The following is an 18910-nucleotide window of genomic DNA, read 5'->3' on the forward strand; positions in this document are numbered from 1 at the left end:
CGCATCCGCTGGCGTCTCCGCCGCGAGAGAACCGGCGCACCGATCTCTCGCGGCCGGCTATTCCAGTAACGTACCCATACGGACACAAATTTTAGTAGATATAGATAAAATATCAAATGTAAAATTTCTCGTCGGGTGATCAGTCGTTGACGCATGACTGACAGCGCGGACTCTCCGACGTTTCGACGGCGAACGGCACTGAAAGCCGGCGCGACCGGTCTCGGCGGCGCACTTCTCGGCGCGGCGGGCGCTTCGAAGTCCGTCCGGGCGGCCTCCGAGTCCTACCGGTTCCTCTGGGTGAACGCGTGGCTCGCCGACGGCTTGGAGGGCGTCGCGGGCCTTCCCTTTACCGTCGCGGCGAAACCGCAGTACCAGGAGCGGGCGAGCGAACTCGGCAGACGACTCGGCGAGGAGGGCTACGACGTCGTCGGCCTCTGCGAAGTGTTCAACGACGAACAGGAGACGGTCGAAGCCGAGTACGCCGACGGCGCCGGAACCGGGACGGCGATCCCGGGCCCCGAACCGGACGGCGGCGAGAAGGGTGCGGGACTGCTGGATCTGGTCGCGGGCGTCACCGTGACCGACCACGCGACGCTCGAGTACGACGCCGAACCGAGCGACCATCTGACCTACGTCGACGCCCACGTCGGGAAGGGGGCGAACTACGTCGAACTCGACCTCGGCCCCGGGAAGGTCGACCTGTTTACGACGCACCTGGTGTCCGGTTCGCTCCTGCCGTGGACCGACGGCGGCGACGAGGACATCCCGGCGCTCCGAAGCCGGCAACTCGAGGAACTGGGCGCGTTCGTCGCCGAGCGGGCCAGCCCGGAGAACGTGACCCTCGTCGCGGGCGATTTCAACATCGCACCGGACGGCGCGGCGGCCGACGCCCTCGAGTCGTTCGCGTCGACCGCCGGGCTATACGACGCGTGGCTCGACCACGGGCGCGGACCGGGCGGCACGAACGACGACGCGATCGTCGACGGCTGCGCCTTCGATCCGAGCGGCGCGCCGCCGGCGTACTGTCCCGCCGACGACGCGGGCGAGCGAATCGACTACGTCTTCCTCGAGGAGCCGACGGCCGACCACGAGCTGGACCTGCGCGTCGACGCGCTCGAGCGCCGCGTGTTCTGGCGGGAACTCGCGCCGCCGGACCAGTTTTACGCGGACGATAACGGCGAGGTGCCGAACTACCTGGCCGATCACGTCGGACTCGACCTGTCGCTGACGGCGACCGACGCGTGAGTCGCTGTCCGGTCTGCAATCGGCGTCTCCGCCTCGCGGAGACAGCACACACTGAGCGAAGTCTTCGGCGTCCGCGAATCACGGAACGCGCTCGCCCGAACGGGACCGACTATCGATCGCTCTCGAGCTCCGATCGCGATCCGACCGAGACGCGACCGCGACTCGAGAGCGGAGTCCGACATTCCTAAGCGCGCGGACTCTGTGGTTCGGGTATGGAGTATTACGAGGCGGCGGATTTCTTATTCGATCTGCGGCGGTTCCGCCCCAAACCCGGGACGGAGTCGACGGCGCGGCTGCTCGCCCACCTCGGCGACCCCCACGACGGGGTCGCGTTCGTGCAGATCGCCGGCTCCAACGGCAAGGGGAGCACGGCGCGGATGGTCGAGCGAAGCCTCCGGGAAGCCGGGCTCTCGGTCGGCCTCTACACCTCGCCCCACCTCGAGGACTTACGCGAGCGGATCCGCGTCGACGGCCGGAAGATCCCTCGCTCGGCGGTCGGCGAGTTCGTCGAGGCGACCCGCGAGTACATCACCGACCGGGGCGCCGACGGCGAGTCGCCGACGTTCTTCGAGACGATGACCGCCATGGCCGTCTGGCAGTTCGGCCGCGAGGACGTCGACGTCGCCGTCCTCGAGGTCGGCATCGGCGGTAAGTACGACGCCACGAGCGTCGTCGACCCCGTCGCGAGCGCGGTCACGAGCGTCACGTTAGAGCACACGGGCATCCTCGGCGACACGGTCGGCGAGATCGCCCGCGACAAGGCCCACGTCGCGCCCGCCGACGCGCCGCTGGTGACCGGGACCACCGGCGACGCCCTCGAGGGGGTCCGCGAGGTCGCGGGCGACGTGATCACCGTCGGGGCCGCGGACGCCGACCGCGACGACGAACCCGACGTCCGCGTCGAGTACGGCGGCCGCGTGAACCACACCGAAGCCGCCGTCACCGTCGAACGCGGCGACTGGACCCTCGAGACGCGGCTCTCGCTGCTGGGGGCCCACCAGGCCGAAAACGCGGGGATCGCCGCCGTCCTGGCCCGGCAGGTCGCCGACGTCTCGGACGACGACCTCGCGCGCGGGCTGCGAAGCGCCCACTGGCCCGGCCGGTTCGAGGTGATGGAGACCGAGCCGCTGGTCGTCTTAGACGGCGCGCACAACCCCGGCGCCTGCGCGACGCTCGCGGCGACGCTCGGCACCTACGACTACGACGACCTCCACCTCGTCTTCGGGGCGATGCACGACAAGAACCACCGCGAGATGGCCGCGACGCTGCCGACGCCCGACGCGGTCGTCGCGACCGAGCCGCCCCTCGACCGCGCCGAGGACCGCGACGTCCTCGCGAGCGTGTTCGAAGACGCCGGCGTCACCGACGTCCGAACGTCGACCGCCGTCCAGGACGCCCTCGAGACCGCCCTCCGCGAGGCCGACGCCGGCGACTGCGTGCTCGTGACGGGCTCGCTGTTCGCCGTCGCCGAGGCCCGCTCGCGCTGGACGAACGCCGGCGTACCGAAGCGGATTCGCGACCGCGAGGACGCCCGTGAAACGCTCGCGACGGCGAACGTTCCCGCCGCGGGCGATACGACGCTGCAGGGCGACGCCGTCCACCGCGTCGTCTCGCTCTCGCTCGGCTATCGACGGGCCACGGCCGTCGAACGGGAGCTGCTGCGACTCGGCGGCGAGTGCGCCCTCTCGGGGCTCCAGCGCGACGAGGAGTCGGTCGAGGCCGTCCTGATGGGCACCGTCTCCCAGTTCGAACGCCTCGTCGAGCGCCTCGAGTCCGACTCCGGACCGGCGGGCTCGGACGCCGACGCGACCGCCCACGGCTTGCTCGAGGTCGCCCGGGAGCTTCGGGAGAGCCTCGGTATCGATCCGGCGGCGGACTCGAGTGTCGGCCCCTCTGGAACGGAGGCGGAGGGATCGACCACCGGCGCCGACGGCGCCGACGCCGCCGACGCGGGCTATCCCTGGGCCGACCGCACCGCCGTCATGGGCATCCTGAACGTCACGCCGGACAGCTTCCACGACGGCGGCGAGTACGACGCCCTCGAGGCCGCCGTCGCCCGCGCCGAGGCGATGATCGAGGCCGGCGCCGACGTGATCGACGTCGGCGGCGAGTCGACCCGGCCCGGCGCCGACCCGGTTCCGATCGAGGAGGAGATCGACCGCGTCGTGCCCGTCGTCGAGGAGATCGCCGACCTCGACGCCCTCGTCTCGATCGACACTCGAAAAGCCGCCGTCGCCGAGGCCGCCCTCGAGGCCGGCGCCGACATCATCAACGACGTCTCGGGGCTCGAGGATCCCGAGATGCGCTTCGTCGTCGCCGATCACGACGCGATGGTAGTGCTGATGCACAGCATCGACGCACCGGTCGTGCCGGGCCGCGAGATCGAGTACGACGACGTCGTCGAGGACGTGATCGACCGCCTCTCCGAGCGGATTCTGCTCGCGGAGAAGGCCGGCATCGACCGCGAAGATATCATCGTCGATCCGGGGATCGGCTTCGGCAAGTCAGCCGGCGAGGAGTTCGAACTCCTCGGTCGCACCGACGAGTTCCGCGCGCTCGGCTGTCCGATTCTGATCGGCCACTCCCACAAATCGATGTACGGCCGCGTCGGCCGCGAGGCCGGCGAGCGCGGCCCGGCGACCGTGGCCGCGACCGCGATCGCGGCCGATCGCGGCGCCGATATTGTCCGGGTCCACGACGTCCCCGAGAACGTCGCCGCGGTCCGGACGGCGCTCGCGGCCCGGGATCCGAACCGCTTCGACTGGAGCGGCTGATCGACGTTCCGCTTCAGTTGCCGGTCCAAGCTTCAACCGTCCGGGGGGTGTAGCCACCACGAGCGCAGCGTGCGCGGAGGTTCATCCAATGTCCGAGGAACACGATCACGATCTGTCGACGGAGCTCCCGACGGAAGCGACCGAGAAACTCGACGAGTACGACGTCGACGATCCGATAGGCGCGGTGCTGTCGGTCGTCGGTGGCGACCTCAAAGCCGCGGTGTCGCTGTTGGGGGGCGGCGTGGCGCTCCTCTCGGCGCTCCGATCGCTCGGCAAGGGCCAACTCCGGGCGATCCCGAAAGCCGCCGTCGCCGCCGGCCTGCTCAGCTACGGGCTGCGCAACCGCGGCGGGGACGAGGCGGAGACGTTCCAGCCGACCTTAGACGATATCGAGGGCGGCACCGAGGGGAAAGACGTCTCCGACGCGGCCCACGCGGCCGCCGAGCGCCCCGATTCCGGACAGGAATCCGAGATCGACGCCAGCGGAGACGTTCACGAGTCGGCACAGCTCGGCGACGAGGGCGAGACGGGATCGCGGATCGAGTTCTCCGACGAGACGGACGAAGAAGAGACGCGCACCAAACCGGACCACGTGGGCGACGAGGAGGATCCGCGCCGGGACACCGACGACGACGAGACGGTCGAGGTCGACGTCTCCGACACCGCCATGGCCGAGGAGACCAGCGAGGCGACGGGTCCCGATCCCGAACAGGCCCAGCCCACTCAGACCGACGCGACCGAACCCGAAGAGACCCCCGAGGAGGACGCCTCGGACATGAAGGTCGACCCGGGCGAGGAAGCCGACAGCACGGACGAGGACGAGGCGACCGAAGACGGCGACGACGAAGACGAGTAACTCGAGTCGAAATCCAGATCAGTAACTCGAGTCGAGCCCACACCGTTCGCGGACCGTCCGTGCGGGCGCGGAGACCGTTCGGAGGCGGATACCGTTTCAGTTCGGAAGCGGGCCCCTTTTCGAGCCGCCGACTACGGTCGACGGCGCTCCCGCGGCGGTTCCTCGCCCGTCGACCGCCGCGCCGATTGCCACCTCGAGAGCAGGAGGGCCGGAAGCGCGATCGCCGCGACCGCGAGGAGGACGCCGCCGCCGACCGCCCAGTTCGTGATGCGACTCGGGTCGAATCGCGGGATCGCAGTGACTCTGAGGATGACGACCGCTGCGATGGGGACGACGACGAATGCGAGTAGCAACGCGGCGTACTCGAGGCGTCGGTCCCACTGCGTGTCCATACCGTCGATTGTCAGTCGACTCCCATGAGTCGTTTGGATCCGGAGCGGCGCCGCGACTGGACCGAGTCGACGGATTACGCAACCCCCATCATATTTCGGGAATAGGAAAGCGATATTCCGCATCCCATAAGTTCCCTCGATACGAACGGACGACTATGCAATACCAGGAACTCGGCGACTCCGGCGTCGAGGTCAGCGAAGTCGGCTTCGGCGCGTGGGTCGTCGGCACCGACTGGTGGGGCGACCGCTCCGAAGACGACGCCCTCGAGATGATCCGGTACGCCGTCGAGCAGGGAATCACCTACTTCGACACCGGCGACGTCTACGGCCACGGTCGCAGCGAGGAACTGGTCGGCGAGGCCCTCGCGGAGTTCCGGGACGAGGTGACGATCGCCACCAAGGTCGGCTACGACTTCTACAACAACCCCCAGGCCGGCCACGGCGAACTGCCCAAGGAGATGGACCCCGAGTACCTCCGGGACGCCGTCGAGCAGAGCCTCGATCGCCTCGGCGTCGACTCCGTCGACGTCCTGCAACTGCACAACGCCGACGTCGACGAGATCACGCCCGACGTGCTCGAACTCCTCGACGAACTCGAGGAGGAGGGGCTGATCGACGCGACCGGCCTCGCGCTTGGCCCCTCGATCGGCTGGCTCGCGGAGGGCGACCTCGCCATCGAGGAGGAGTTCGACTCCGTCCAGTTAGTCTGGAACGTGCTCGAGCAGGAGGTCGGCAACCACTTCCTCGAGACGATCGAAGAGACGGGCTCGTCGACGAGCCTGATCCCCCGCGTCCCCCACTCCTCGGGGATCTTGAACGAGCAGGTCACGCCCGACACCGAACTCGGCGAGGGCGACCACCGCGGCTTCCGCCCCGACGAGTGGTACGAGACCGGCTGGGAGAAACTCGAGAAGCTCCGGTTCCTCGAGCGGGACGGCGAGCGGACGATGGGCCAGGCGTCGATCGCGTGGCTGCTCTCCCACGATCCCGTCGCGACCGTGACCCCGACGTTCCGCACGAAAGGCGACATCGACGAGTGGGCCGCCGCCAGCGACGTGCCGAAGCTCTCCGCGGAGGAGCTGGCCCGCGTCGAGGAGTTGTACGAGAACGACTTCGACATCGACCGCGACGACGGCATGGACTCGCTTCGCTCCTCCGTCGACGGCGCGGACATCGAGTCGGCCGGCCTCGACAAGCTGGCAGCTGACTGAGCGCGTTCTCGGCCCTCGAGTACGTCGCGGGAGCGACTACTCTCGATCGGTGTTCGTCAGCCTGAACTCGAGTTCGAGGTGCCCCTCGGTCTTCACGTTGACTCCGCCGAGTTCGTCCGAGAGTTGCTCCCGCGCTCGAGAGCTCGGTTCGACGGTGACCGAGACGCTGTTACTGTTGGCGTTGTACGCGATGTTGCCGACCGTGACGTCGAACGCGAAGAGGTCGGGGACGTCCTCCCTGAGTCGGTCGCGGACGTCGTCGACTTCCGACCGCACGTCGGCCATCTCGTCGTTTAACGTCGACATCGGTGTGCGTAGGTAGTGGGAGACGTTAACGCTTCACCTTGATAGTTCGACTCGCGTCGCCCGCCGAGAGCCAGCGGGGCGTCAGGAGGGCATCCGGAGCGCGTAGCGGATCGCGACCGGCCCCGATAGCTGACTGAGTTGACCGAGGACGGCGATCGCCGTCTCCGGGAGGAACGGAATCGGTGCGTAGAGCACGACCAGCAGGCTGACGATTGCAGGCGCGGCGGCGCCTATCGGCGTCCGCCCGCCTCGAGACGGTCGCGATGCGCGGACTCGAGCCACGTCTCCCACGTCGTGGTCCCGACGGTTCGATCCGGACAGCAGGCCGCGCCGGACCGGAAGCCGGCGGCGACCGACCCTGGCAGCGGGAGGCGAACGATGGGCCGTCGGAGGCCCCGAACCTCGCGATAGGTTTCCGCGAGGTCGCGGACGGTCAGCATCTCGGGACCGCCGACGTCGGGCACCCGTCCGGCCGCGTCCGGCGTCGCGCGGTCGGCGATCGCCGCTGCCGCCTCGCCGACGTCGATCGGCTGGAGTCGAATCCCGGTCGGGAGCGGCCAGATCGGCACGCGCGCGATCGTCTCGAAGATGTCGTGAACGAACGAGTGGAACTGGGTCGCCCGCACGATGGTCGACGGAACGGGACTCTCCTCGACGGCCCGTTCGGCCGCCAGTTTGTGCTCGTAGTACGAGTACGGGATCTCGTCGACGCCGACGATCGAGACGTAGACGACGTTCGAGACGCCGGCGTCGGCCGCCGCCTCGAGCAGTCGTTCGGTCCCGCGGACGTCGACCGCCTCGGTGTCGCCCTGCGGTGCGGTCGCGGCGTGGACGACCGCGTCGACGTCCGCCACGGCGTCGCGGATTCCCGTCCCGTCGACCAGGTCCAGCGCGGTCCACTCGACGTCGGTCCCGCCGTCGGTCGGCGGCGAACGGCTCGCCGCGACCACCTCGCGGCCCGCGTCGCACAAGCGCGGTCGCAACGCCGTCCCCAGCGTCCCGGTTGCGCCGGTCAAGAGTACTCGACAACTCATTGTGACGTTCCTTCGTCCGGAAACCCTGAAGTAGATGTCCCGAGTTCGTCGAGACTCGGAAGGTGAATCGGGCGACGACCGATCGACTACTGATAACTGTAGTTGATGATACGGTTTCTTTATTCCGTCTTGGAACTGAATCCGAGCGATTGATTCGTTATGTAGAGTTGCGTAATACCCATGTCTCTCAAAGCAGTAGGTGTTCCAATGACGGACCCGGAGACGTCGAGTAACCCCTCCAATCAAAGTTCTCCAGAAGCGGTCTTGGAGCGCGTAACCGACGCTGTCTTCGAACTTAACGATGACTGGCAGTTCACGTATTGCAACGACCAAGCTGCAACACTATTTGAGCGAGACCAAACGGAACTCTGCGGGAAAATCATCTGGGAAGAGTTTTCCGAGCTCACCAATTCGACGTTCCAGTGGGAGCACGAACGTGCGATGGAGACCCAAGAAGCCATCACATTCGAGACACACTATCCGCCACAAGACGGTTGGTTCGAGGTCCGTATTTATCCCACTGAAACGGGGCTTTCAGTGTACGTCCGCGACATCGCCGACCCGGATAACCGTCAGCAGGAACTCGAGAAACGTGAGCACGCTCTCCGGCGTGCCAATGAGGTGATGGCGGCCCCGGACCGACCGTTTTCCCAGCAGATAGCGGCGCTCCTTGAAATAGTCCGCACGACAGTCGGCACTGAGTTTGCGACGCTCTCACAGGTCAAAGAAGATACCGGGGAGTATATCTTCGAACACGTGGCCGCGCCGGAAGAGGTGGACCTCGAACCGGGCGACACGACGCCGCTGGAGACTCTCCCTAACTGCTCACGCGTCGTCGAGACCGAAGAGACGCTCGTCCTGCAGGACGTGAAGGCTGAGGCTCCCGAATTGGCTGACCCGGAGTGGGGAATCGCCTGCTATCTCGGGACGCCGGTCATCGTACACGGAGAAGTGTACGGGACGTTCTGCTTCTACGGGATGGAGGCGCAAACCGAAGCCTTCTCCGATTGGGAGGTCTCGTTCATCGGTCTACTCAGCAACTGGGTGAGCAACGAACTCGAGTACAAGGTGTACGAACAAGAACTTGAGGAGTCTAACGAGCGCTTGGAGCAGTTCGCTTACGCCGCCTCTCACGATCTCCAAGAGCCCCTGCGGATGGTGACGAGTTATCTCCAGTTAGTGGAGTCGCGGTACGCAAACGACCTTGACGAGGACGGCCGGGAATTCATCGAGTTTGCAGTCGATGGTGCCACGCGAATGCGCGACATGATAGATGGATTGCTCGAATATTCGCGAGTCGACACGCGTGGGGACCCTTTGGATCCGGTTGAGTTGGATACTGTTCTCGAAGACGTTCGCGCGGACCTCCAGTTGAAAATTGAGGAGACGAACGCTGAGATCGTTACGGAGACACTCCCCACTGTCGAAGGCGACGCCAACCAACTCCGGGAGGTGTTCCAAAATCTGCTAGACAACGCCATCGAATACAGCGGCTCTGAATCACCACGAGTATACGTCTCGTCCGAGCGAACGGGCGACGAATGGACGATATCGGTTCGCGATGATGGTGTCGGTATCGACTCCGCGGACACCGACCGTGTTTTCAACGTGTTCCAGAGCCTCCACACACAAGAAGAAGGCGGGGGGACAGGAATCGGGCTGGCGCTGTGCGAGCGCATTATCAAGCGCCACGGCGGCGATATCTGGGTTGAGTCTGACCCGCACGAGGGAACAACGTTTTCTTTCACCCTCCTGGCAGCAGATAAGTCCGATAACTGAACGTGCTGTACCGAACGCGAGTTTCACGGCCAACTCTAAATAAAGAGACCGTGCTACTAGCTACTGATACCCCTCTATATCTGGGTTGAGTGGCTATCCCGAACGCTGGCGTACCGCTACTCGAGAGGGACACAGCCCATGAACACGTACGAATTCACCTGTCCGGACTGTCAGAGAGCGATTCCGGTGACCGATCCGATGCGCGAGGCGACGCTGGCGAACGGCTGTCCGATCTGCGGTCGATCGGTTACCGGCGAACAGTTCGCCGTCTGACGCCGCTGCGAACGCCGATCGCTCGACGGCGGTTTCGATATCTCGAACGGATAGCGTCCGGTTTTCCCCGAGCGAGACGGACGCGCTCGAAACGGTCGATGGTTCGGGCTGACGAGACGCATCGGGTCCGGCAGACGGAAATACACGGAATCCGGAATGTTAATGCCCGAGACACGCGGATTGCTGATTCAAATGGGCTGGCAGTCTTCTCTAGAGCGGGTCGGTGAGTTCACGAGCAAGTACTTCGTTCTCTGGGTGCTGATGGCCGCGCCGCTGGCGCTCTACGAGCCGGATCTCTTCACGCCGATTGCACCGTATATCACGCCCCTGCTGGGAATCATCATGCTCGGAATGGGGCTGACGCTGACGCCCGACGACGTCCGGCGGATCTTCGAGCGGCCGCGCGACGTCGCCATCGGTGCGCTGGCCCAGTGGATTCTGATGCCGACGATCGCGTACGCCCTCGTCGTCGCGCTCGGGCTACCGCGGGAGATCGGCCTCGGATTGATCCTGCTCGGCGCGGCGCCGGGCGGAACGGCGTCGAACGTAATGACGTACCTCGGACGGGGCGACGTCGCCCTGTCGGTGTCGATCACGACGGTGACGACGATCGCCGCGCCCCTGGTGATGCCGGCCTGGATCGTCGTGCTGGCCGGGGAGTCGATCTCGGTCACGTTCGCGGAGATGGCCGAGTCGATCGTCCAGGTCGTACTGCTCCCGGTCGTCGGCGGGCTGGTCCTTCGGCACTTGCTCGATAGGTACGCGCCGGCCGTCGCGAAGGCGGGGCTCTCCGTCTTCCCGGCGATCAGCGTGGTCGCGATCGTCGCGATCGTCGCGGCCGTCGTGGGACTCAACGTCGAGACGATTCTCGGCGCCGGCGCGCTCGTCTTCCTCGCGGTCGTCCTGCACAACGGACTCGGACTGGGATCCGGCTACGCCGTCGGCCACGCGACCGATATGGCCGAGGATCGAGCGCGGGCCTGCGCGTTCGAGGTCGGCCTCCAGAACAGCGGCCTCGCAGTAGCCATCGCCACGGCGCACTTCAGCGCCGGCGCCGCGCTGATCCCGGCGCTGTTCAGCGTCTGGCACAACGTCTCCGGGCCGGCGCTCGCGACGCTCTTCACCCACCTCGATGACGACGACCCCGTTGCGGGCGACGAAGCGGCGACCGTTTCGGACTAATCGGAATCGTCTCGTTCGCGTTTCGATGTTGGCCATATTTCGGGACGAGCGCCCGATTCCCCTCATCTCCGTTAACACATCAGGTGGTGGGTTTTTACGGATACGTGATGTGGCTTCTACCATCATGACAGACGTAACGTACGTCCAGAAAGCGTGCGCATATATCACTCGCGGGTCGGGTGAGCTACTGGTCTTCGAGGGGCCGGGTCACGACGGCCTCCAAATTCCGAAGGGGACGCTCGAGGCCGGCGAATCGCCCGCAGAGGCGCTGTTCAGAGAAGTCCTCGAGGAGAGCGGTCTCAGTACGTTAAACGGAGCAACGAAGCTGACGACCGACGTCTGGACGCGCCGCGAGTCGCCGCCAAAGCGGTACGTCCGGCACTTCTTCCACGCGACGGTCCACGAACCGCGCGACCGCTGGACCCACACTGTCACCGACGGCGGCGAGGAACACGGCGCCGAGTTCCAGTTCCGGTGGATCGAGCCCTCGACGAACCGCGAGTTCGCCCTCGATCTCGACGACTACGTTCACCTGCTGCCGACTGGCTCGGCCTCCGGCGAAGGCGATATCGCGAGCATCTCTGACTGAGCCGGCGTCTCTGGCGCTTGAGCGCTATTCCGGCGACCCGCACCCGACCCCTCACTTCGAGAGCGCCCGTTCGACGGCCGCCGCGACGCTCGTCGCTTTCTCGGCCAGTTCCTCGGAGACGTGGCCGTCGCCGACCGCGGCCTCGAGTTCGTCCTCGTCGACCGTCTCGACCGTCCCGTCGGTGTGACGGATCACGTCGACGTAGAGGTCGACGTACCGCGCCGTTCCGGGGAAGAGTTCGACGGGCGTACAGACGTTGACGTACGTTCCCTTCGCCGTCCCGTTTTCGTCCCTGTACGTCGTCGGATACCACCAGCGACCCTCGCGGAACTTCGTGACGGCGACATCGCCCTCCTCCTTCGGCACCCCGAGCGCGTCGTAGCTGCCGCCGCCGCGCATCGACCGCTCGAGGGTGACCGAGCCGTCGGGGTCCCAGTCGGTCACCTCGCCGCGGCCGAGCGAGATGAGTCGCCCGTCGGGTTTGCCGTGGCCGATCTCGAGACGGTCGCCGGTCGTCGGTCCGAACTGGCGCGAGACCGCATCGAAGGGGAACCCGTCGCCGTCGTCGCTCTCGCCGGGGGACTCGCAGACGGCCTCCGCGAAGTCGACGGCCGCGCTCGCGGCCCGGTCGGCGGCCTTCGTCCGGTGGTGGCCAGCCATCGTCGTCTCGACCTCGCGGCGGATCCGATCCAGCGCGAACCGCGACTCGCGGCCGAACCAGACCCACGTCGTCGTCCGCGGCGCGGCGAGTCGCCCCGGTTCGCCCGGCGTCTCGGGCGCGTCGGCGAGCGCGTCCTCGAGCGCCAGCGCGCGATCGACCGCCCGCTCGAGGGCGGTCCCCATCGCCTCGAGGTCGGCGTCGGCGGCCGCGCCCTGCCAGCGCACGCCCCAGCCGTCGGGGACGTCGACCGACAGGAGGTCGGTCATGCCGACGAGTTCGTCGGCCCGCTCACCCCGGAGTGCCGCTGAAACGCCGGACCGATCGCGCGAGAGGGCGACCAGTCCGTCCGCGACTTCGAGGGTCGGCTCGACGCGCGGATCGTCGTCGGTCCACGGCGGCGCGGGCTCGGTGACCTGGACGCGGTAACGGTTCCCCGAGTCGACGTAGCCGTCGGCGTCGTCGTAGTGGAGGTAGCCCCGTCGGCCGTCGCCGAGGTCGACCGTCGCCCCGCCCCCGCCGCCGGCGTCGACGACCTCGCAGTCGAAGACCGCGCCGCGGGGGACGGCGTCGGCCCAGCGGAAGCTATCGATCGCGAGGGACTCGAGTTCGCTCGCGACCGTTCCGACCGCGTCTGGCTCGCCCGAGAGTTCGACGCCCTGTCGGTCGCGGGTCGTCTCGATCGCTACGTCCGCCGGCGCGGCTTCGAACGAGGCGTCGAACCGCTCCCGAATGGGGTCGGAGGCCTGGACGACCTCGAGACCGCGGTCGCGGAGCAGCTGCGTGATAGCGGTAGTATAGATGCCGCGGACGCGTCCCGTCGTCATCGGTGACTCCATACTGGGATCACCGCAGCGTCTCGCGGTCCGGCGCGAACCGCACGCGGTCGTTGATCGTCGGGCCGAGCGTCAGTTCGACCGACTCGTCGGGCAGCACGCGGCCGTCCTCGACGTAGACGCCCCACGTGTCGAAGCGGAGCCAGCCCCGCATCTCGTCGGCGTGGGTCGTCAGGTCGAGGTACTCGACGGTGTGCTCGGGATACTCCGAGGCCGAGTGAGCCATGTCCATGTCGGAGTAGACGGTGTCGTGCTCGTCGAAGAACGCCTCGAGCGCCGTCGCGTCGGCCGCGACGGCCTCGACGACCGCCTCAGAGGCCGCTCGGAGATCGTCGGTCTCGAGGCCGACGTCGCGAAGCGCCTGCTGGGTTCGCTGATCGAAGTGCATACGCGTCGGTTCGGCGGGGATGCCTTTGTGGATTCCGAGTCGGGTTCTTTCCCGACGACGGCGGAACCGCAGGCACGCTCCACGGAGTCGCTGGTGGCGAACCTATACCGGGCCGGCCCGTATACAGTCGCATATGGCACGCAGGCGCGATCCGGTCGAAGCAGCCAGTGAGGAGTCGACCGATCTGTACGACGTCTCGACGTGGGAGCCGAGATCCCGCCTCGATCGCTTCGCGTACGCGATCTACACCGCGATCAACTACGGGTTGCAGACGATCGTGCTCGCGGTCGCGTTCGCGATCACGGTCGCGTTGCTGGTCCAACCGGCGCTGCTCGTCCTCGAGGAGGGATCGATCTTCATCGCCGTCTTCTTCGGGCTCTCGGTCGTTCCGGCGGCGATCCTCGCGGCCTTCATCTGGTACTCGGATATCACGACGAACGAACCGCTCACGTTGCTCGTCGCGACCTTCGTGCTGGCCGTGTTGTTCGCGACGTTCGCTGCCGTCGTCAACTCCCTGTTCAGTCCGAGCCTCCAGGCCCTCGGTTCCGTCGGGATGATCCTCTTTTTCTACCTGATCGTCGGCCCCGTCGAGGAGACGGTGAAACTGCTCGCGGTCCGATTCTTCGCCTATCGGAGCGAGGCGTTCGACGCCGTCATCGACGGCGCGGTCTACGGCGCCGTCGCCGGCCTCGGCTTCGCCGCGATCGAGAACACCCTCTACATTTCCGGCGCGATCGCGACGGCCGACGGCGGACTCCTCACCGTCGCCGCCGGAACGACGACCGTCCGGGCGCTCGTCGGCCCCGGTCACGTCATCTACTCGGCGATCGCGGGCTACTACCTCGGACTCGCGAAGTTCAACCCCGAGCACGCCGGTTCGATCGTCACGAAGGGGCTGTTGATCGCCGCGTTCATCCACGGCACGTACAACGTCACGGTCGGCATCGTCCCGGAGCTCATCACCGGCGCTACCCCGCTTCCCTTCGGCGCGGCGTTTATCGGCTACGTGGTCCTGTTCGACCTCGCTATCGGCGCGTTCCTCTACCGGAAGATCGCCAGATACCGACGCGCGTTCCGGGCCGTCAGGGACGATACCGGACCGGAACCGCAGTCGGAACCGACCGAGTTCGACCCGCCCGGACGCTGACGCCCCTCTCTCGATTACCGTTTCCGCCGTCTCGACCCGTCAGGGCGGCGGTTCTGACGCGGCCCGCGGGTGCAGGCAGCAGTGGCTTGCCTCGGAGCGGCCCGAGAGTCTCCCATGAACGCCACGTTTACCGACGACGATCTCGAGAAAACCGTCGAGAACGAGTCCGGCGAGGTGATCGGGACCGTCACGTCCGTCGAGGACGACACGGCCCTCGTCGAACCCCGGGCCGGCCTGGTCGACTCGATCAGGGCCGCCCTCGGCTGGAGCGGGGGCCACGAGGACGCCGTCGCGATCCACGAGGAGGCCGTCGACGAGATCTCGAGCGAGACGATCCGCCTCGAGACGGCCGCGGCGGGCGAGACAACGGACATCGACAGAGCGGGATCGACGCCGTCGGAGATCGACGACGCGGCGGAGCCGGTGTCTCGAGCGGACGACGAACCCGCGAACGCTGCGGAGCGCGACCCCGATACCGAACTCGCCGAGGAGATGAGCCGGGCCGCCCAGCGGGACACCGCCGACGAGGGAGAGGATACGACGGAGAACGCAACCGAACGGACCGCCGAGCCCGCCGATACGCCCACCGAGGCGCCCGATCCGTTCGAAGCCGACGACGCGCAGTCGGAGACGACGACGCGGCCAGCTGAGCCGTCTATGATCGACGACCCGGATATCGACGAGGCGGTAGAAACGCCCGACGAGCCGGAGATGGGCGAGCCGATAGACGCGTCCGGCGATCCGGAACTGGACGAGTCGACGGACGCTTCCGCCGACTCCGACCCGATCGAGCCGATGGGTAGGGCCGACGACTCGACGGCGGATGACTCGATAGACGCTCCCGACGGGAGCGATCCGTCAGAGACGGCAGGCGAGACTGAGACGGTGGAGCCACTCGAGACGGACGAACTGGGAACGGAAGAGGAGCCGAGCAGCGGGGACGAGTCGGAGTCGGAGACGGAGCGCGAGCCGGATGTCGGCGACGAGCCTGACACGGGGAGCGAGGATGACACGGAGAGCGGGTTCGACGCCGAAACCGCCGATACACGGGCGTCGCCCGAGGAAACGAGCGGAACTCGAGACGGAGATGCCCCCGGCGAGATGGATCGCGCGGGCGTCCAGAACGCGCCGGTCGGCGAGGCCAAGTCGGCGCCCGACCACGCCGAGACGGGTGCGCCGGCCGATGCCGACCTCGAGGACGACACCGATCGCGGGGACGACGCTGACGGCGGAGACGGTACCGACTCGACTGCGGAGTCGGAATCGAGCGACTCGAGCGACGACGCGTCGAAGTCGTCGACCGAGGAGACGGACCTCGCCGACGAACTGGACGCCGGCAGCGATATCGAAGCCGCGGTAGCGTCCGAGGACGACGAGCGGTCCGCCGACGCGGATCGAACGGAGAGCGACTCGAGCGACGACGCGGACGTCGCCGACGCGGTCGACACCGGCCTCGACCTCGAGTCGGCCGCGGAATCGACCGCTGACGACGACCGGGAGGCGGCCTCGAGCGGAACCGAATCGACGGACCTCGCCGATGCGGTCGATACGGGCGTCGACATCGAATCGGTCGCGACGGCCGACGCGGAGTCGCGGTCCGACGCCCGCCCGGAGACGGAACTGGATCCCGACGTCGACGCTCGCTCGGGTCCCGAGACCGACCCCCGGCCCGAGACCGCACTCGAGTCGTCGTCGCCGACGGACGTCGTTCCCGACGTCGACATCGAATCCGCGGTCGACTCCGACGCGGACGCAGATTCTGATACGGAGATCGATCCGGAGGCGCTCGCCGGCCAGGAGACCGACGCCGAGCACGCGGACGGAGCGGCCGCCAGAGAGCGCGTCGACGAGGCGGGGCTTCGCGACACGGAGACCGAGACCGACACCGAGACGAGCGGCCGAGACGATCGATCGGGCTCGCCGCTCGCAGCGATGATTTCGGCACAGCGGGCCGCGATGACCGGCGGACAGGAGCTGGTCAAGCAGGGAATCGCCGCCCAGCAGGCCGCCGCCCGCTCCGCGGTCGAGGCGCCGCTCCGGCTGCAACTGCAGGGCCTCGAGGCGACGCAGTCGGTGACCAGCGGCTACTTCGACGCCGTCGGTGCGCTACTGGGTGGCGGCGATGCGGATCGTCGAGCGTCACGGTCGGTGGAGGAGTCGATCGGCGACCTCGAGGACGCACACGCCCAGCTCCCGGCCGACGAGTTCGAGCAGCAGCTCGCGTCTCACCTCGAGTTGCTCCGGTCGATGCGAGCGCGACTCGAGGCGACGGCCGACGCGAACGACGAAATCGCCGGCGACCTGCTCGAGCGACAGGTCGCGATCCTCGAGGCGTGCCAGCAGCGGCTGGCCGACGACGCGGAATAGCGGGATCGATTTTTCACAGTACGTCGCTCAGTGAAGACAGCCGTGACATTCCAAGGCGCGTTTCCGAACGGCTTTGGATGAACGCGAGGTTCTGCCTCTCGTGGCAATAAGGAATTGCCACTCCCTCCCCAGCCGATTCGTTCGTTCACGCCGCTCACTCACTCATCCACTGAGAGACACAGAGCGTCTCTCAAGCCTTCGTTCACTCCGTTCACGAAGACCTCGCACGATGTCGGCTCGCGGTTCGCTGATAGCTCACCGCGATCCAGCGCGCGCCACTGTACAGCGGGTTCTCAGCAGGAGTAGCCGGAGTAGAGATCAGTTCGGTGTGTCCGTTCAATCCGCGGAAATCTCGCAGCTCCCCTCGTAGCTGACGTCCTCGACCGACTCGATCTCGGGCTCGTCGCCGCAGACCGGGCAGGCCGGGTTCGACTGGATCGGCACCTCCTCGAAGCTCATGTCCATCGCGTCGTACATGAGCAGGCGCCCCTCGAGGAGCTCTCCTTTGCCGAGGATGTACTTGACGACCTCGGTGGCCTGAATGCAGCCGACGGTGCCGGGCAGGACGCCGAGGACGCCGGTCGTGGCGCAGTCGGGAACGGTACCCGGCTCGGGCGCCTCGGGGAAGATACAGCGGTAGCAGGGCGGGGAATCGCCTTCTCCCCCGCGCTCGTTCGTGAACGTCGTGACCTGCCCCTCGAAGCGGTAGATCGCGCCGTGGGAGAGCGGCGTCTCGGTGAGGACGCAGTGGTCGTTGAGCAGGTATCGGGTGCCGAAGTTGTCGCTGGCGTCTAAGACGACGTCGTAGCCGGCGACGAGTTCGCCGACGTTGTCGGCCGTGATGCGGGTCTCGTAGGTCTCGACGTCGATGTCCGGGTTCAACGCCGCGACGTAGTCGGCCGCGCTCTCGACCTTCGGGCGGCCGACGTCGGCGTCGCCGTGGACGATCTGGCGCTGCAGGTTCGACCGCTCGACGACGTCGTCGTCGACGATCCCCAGGCGGCCGACCCCCGCCGCCGCGAGGTACTGGATCGCCGGCGAGCCCAGACCGCCCGCCCCGACGACGAGGACGCTGGCCTCGAGCAGCCGTTGTTGGCCCTCGGGCCCGATCTCGTCCATGATGACGTGTCTCGAGTAGCGATCGAGTTGGGTCGCATCGAGGCGCAGGTCGCTCATGGGGGCTAGTTGGGCCGAGACCGAGAAAAGTCCGCGGGTCGTGCCGGTGGGGCTGGAACGCCGGCGAGCCGATCGGAGCGGTCCCCGTCGTCGGGTCACCGATGGTGTTCGGCGTTCGAGGCAGATGTGGGGGCCAACCCAATCGTTTAATACTGTGGCAGCCATTGACACACTTATGGCAACCTCACCCAATGACGGCGGTGACGACGTCATCGACCAATTCCTCTCGGACCGCGGTCACACCGTAGAACGAGTCGGGTGGGAGCAGGAGTATAACAAGAAGCAGTGCCCCGAGTGTGGCGGCCTGCACGACACGTCCGCTACGACCTGTACCGTCTGTGGGTGGGAACCGACGCCGTAACGCGACTCCGCGTCGCTCGTTTTTTCGCGTCCGTCGAACCGAACGGAGCAGCGTTCGTCGGCCCAAAGACGGAGAGTTAGGCATCCGTCTGGCCGTAATTTCAACGCATAATATGCGATACAACTATAACGTATGGTTACCCTATAGTTCGCTGAGAACAATGCCGGAATGCCAGAACTGCGGCGCGTTCGTAACGGATGCCTACGCACGCGTGTTCACGCCGCGCGACGTCGACGATCCGCGGGTCTGTCCCGACTGTCAGGACAAGATCCGCGACGGAGCCGACGTGCGAACCGCCCGCTCCCCGCGGAACCCCTAACCGTCGGTACCGATCCG

Annotated in this window: 18 protein-coding genes; 12 read left to right on the forward strand and 6 right to left on the reverse strand. The window is 67.0% G+C overall.

The window, feature by feature from the left end; all coding sequences use genetic code 11:
• Window positions 1-153 precede the first annotated feature (153 nt).
• The 3 genes from HTZ84_RS20170 (at window position 154) to HTZ84_RS20180 (ending at window position 4875) form a co-directional block, all read left to right on the forward strand.
• Window positions 154-1245, forward strand: a complete 1092-nt coding sequence (locus HTZ84_RS20170) for an endonuclease/exonuclease/phosphatase family protein (protein ID WP_174682303.1) — start codon at window positions 154-156, stop codon at window positions 1243-1245.
• Between the two features lie 212 nt (window positions 1246-1457).
• Complete coding sequence (folP, locus tag HTZ84_RS20175; protein ID WP_174682304.1) at window positions 1458-4019, forward strand: dihydropteroate synthase; 2562 nt, start codon at window positions 1458-1460, stop codon at window positions 4017-4019.
• An 88-nt stretch (window positions 4020-4107) separates the two neighbouring features.
• Window positions 4108-4875, forward strand: coding sequence for a hypothetical protein (locus HTZ84_RS20180; protein ID WP_174682305.1), 768 nt, complete (start codon window positions 4108-4110; stop codon window positions 4873-4875).
• Window positions 4876-5006: 131 nt separating this feature from the next.
• Here the strand turns inward: HTZ84_RS20180 and HTZ84_RS20185 are convergent, their stop codons facing one another.
• Window positions 5007-5267 (reverse strand): hypothetical protein, encoded by a 261-nt coding sequence (locus HTZ84_RS20185; RefSeq protein WP_174682306.1) that lies wholly within the window; start codon window positions 5265-5267, stop codon window positions 5007-5009.
• A 155-nt stretch (window positions 5268-5422) separates the two neighbouring features.
• Here HTZ84_RS20185 and HTZ84_RS20190 point away from each other — a divergent pair, with 155 nt between their 5' ends.
• The gene (locus HTZ84_RS20190; RefSeq protein WP_174682307.1) at window positions 5423-6478 is read left to right on the forward strand and encodes an aldo/keto reductase; all 1056 of its coding nucleotides are present in this window, start codon (window positions 5423-5425) and stop codon (window positions 6476-6478) included.
• Window positions 6479-6514: 36 nt separating this feature from the next.
• On the opposite strand, the gene HTZ84_RS20195 is transcribed toward HTZ84_RS20190, so the two are convergent.
• Window positions 6515-6784, reverse strand: coding sequence for a hypothetical protein (locus HTZ84_RS20195; protein ID WP_008893821.1), 270 nt, complete (start codon window positions 6782-6784; stop codon window positions 6515-6517).
• Between the two features lie 230 nt (window positions 6785-7014).
• Window positions 7015-7818 carry an SDR family oxidoreductase gene (locus tag HTZ84_RS20200; protein WP_174682308.1) on the reverse strand — a complete coding sequence of 268 codons (804 nt, stop codon included), beginning with the start codon at window positions 7816-7818 and terminating at the stop codon, window positions 7015-7017.
• A gap of 207 nt (window positions 7819-8025) precedes the next feature.
• On the opposite strand from HTZ84_RS20200, the gene HTZ84_RS20205 reads away from it, so the two are divergent.
• From HTZ84_RS20205 to HTZ84_RS20220, 4 genes are all read left to right on the forward strand, one after another.
• Window positions 8026-9597, forward strand: coding sequence for an ATP-binding protein (locus HTZ84_RS20205; protein WP_174682309.1), 1572 nt, complete (start codon window positions 8026-8028; stop codon window positions 9595-9597).
• A gap of 138 nt (window positions 9598-9735) precedes the next feature.
• Complete coding sequence (locus tag HTZ84_RS20210; protein WP_174682310.1) at window positions 9736-9870, forward strand: DUF7560 family zinc ribbon protein; 135 nt, start codon at window positions 9736-9738, stop codon at window positions 9868-9870.
• A gap of 192 nt (window positions 9871-10062) precedes the next feature.
• Complete coding sequence (locus HTZ84_RS20215) at window positions 10063-11052, forward strand: bile acid:sodium symporter family protein (RefSeq protein WP_174682311.1); 990 nt, start codon at window positions 10063-10065, stop codon at window positions 11050-11052.
• 124 nt (window positions 11053-11176) lie between these two features.
• On the forward strand, window positions 11177-11641 hold the full coding sequence (locus tag HTZ84_RS20220) for an NUDIX hydrolase (RefSeq protein ID WP_174682312.1): 465 nt from the start codon (window positions 11177-11179) through the stop codon (window positions 11639-11641).
• Between the two features lie 51 nt (window positions 11642-11692).
• On the opposite strand, the gene HTZ84_RS20225 is transcribed toward HTZ84_RS20220, so the two are convergent.
• Window positions 11693-13126: a DUF402 domain-containing protein gene (locus HTZ84_RS20225; protein WP_174682638.1), complete on the reverse strand. Its 1434-nt coding sequence runs from the start codon at window positions 13124-13126 to the stop codon at window positions 11693-11695.
• A 19-nt stretch (window positions 13127-13145) separates the two neighbouring features.
• Window positions 13146-13523 (reverse strand): DUF7532 family protein, encoded by a 378-nt coding sequence (locus HTZ84_RS20230; protein WP_174682313.1) that lies wholly within the window; start codon window positions 13521-13523, stop codon window positions 13146-13148.
• A 133-nt stretch (window positions 13524-13656) separates the two neighbouring features.
• On the opposite strand from HTZ84_RS20230, the gene HTZ84_RS20235 reads away from it, so the two are divergent.
• Window positions 13657-14670 carry a PrsW family intramembrane metalloprotease gene (locus HTZ84_RS20235; protein ID WP_174682314.1) on the forward strand — a complete coding sequence of 338 codons (1014 nt, stop codon included), beginning with the start codon at window positions 13657-13659 and terminating at the stop codon, window positions 14668-14670.
• 114 nt (window positions 14671-14784) lie between these two features.
• Complete coding sequence (locus HTZ84_RS20240; RefSeq protein WP_174682315.1) at window positions 14785-17037, forward strand: AAA family ATPase; 2253 nt, start codon at window positions 14785-14787, stop codon at window positions 17035-17037.
• Between the two features lie 336 nt (window positions 17038-17373).
• On the opposite strand, the gene ubaA is transcribed toward HTZ84_RS20240, so the two are convergent.
• Entirely contained in the window at window positions 17374-18213 is an 840-nt protein-coding gene (ubaA, locus tag HTZ84_RS20245; RefSeq protein ID WP_174682316.1) for an SAMP-activating enzyme E1, read from the reverse strand.
• 175 nt (window positions 18214-18388) lie between these two features.
• On the opposite strand from ubaA, the gene HTZ84_RS20250 reads away from it, so the two are divergent.
• Window positions 18389-18574 carry an HVO_0416 family zinc finger protein gene (locus tag HTZ84_RS20250; RefSeq protein WP_174682317.1) on the forward strand — a complete coding sequence of 62 codons (186 nt, stop codon included), beginning with the start codon at window positions 18389-18391 and terminating at the stop codon, window positions 18572-18574.
• A gap of 160 nt (window positions 18575-18734) precedes the next feature.
• Window positions 18735-18893, forward strand: coding sequence for a DUF7563 family protein (locus tag HTZ84_RS20255; protein WP_007260282.1), 159 nt, complete (start codon window positions 18735-18737; stop codon window positions 18891-18893).
• The last annotated feature ends 17 nt before the right edge of the window (window positions 18894-18910 follow it).

The organism is Haloterrigena gelatinilytica (assembly GCF_013342145.1).
Classification (GTDB): Archaea; Halobacteriota; Halobacteria; order Halobacteriales; family Natrialbaceae; genus Haloterrigena; species Haloterrigena gelatinilytica.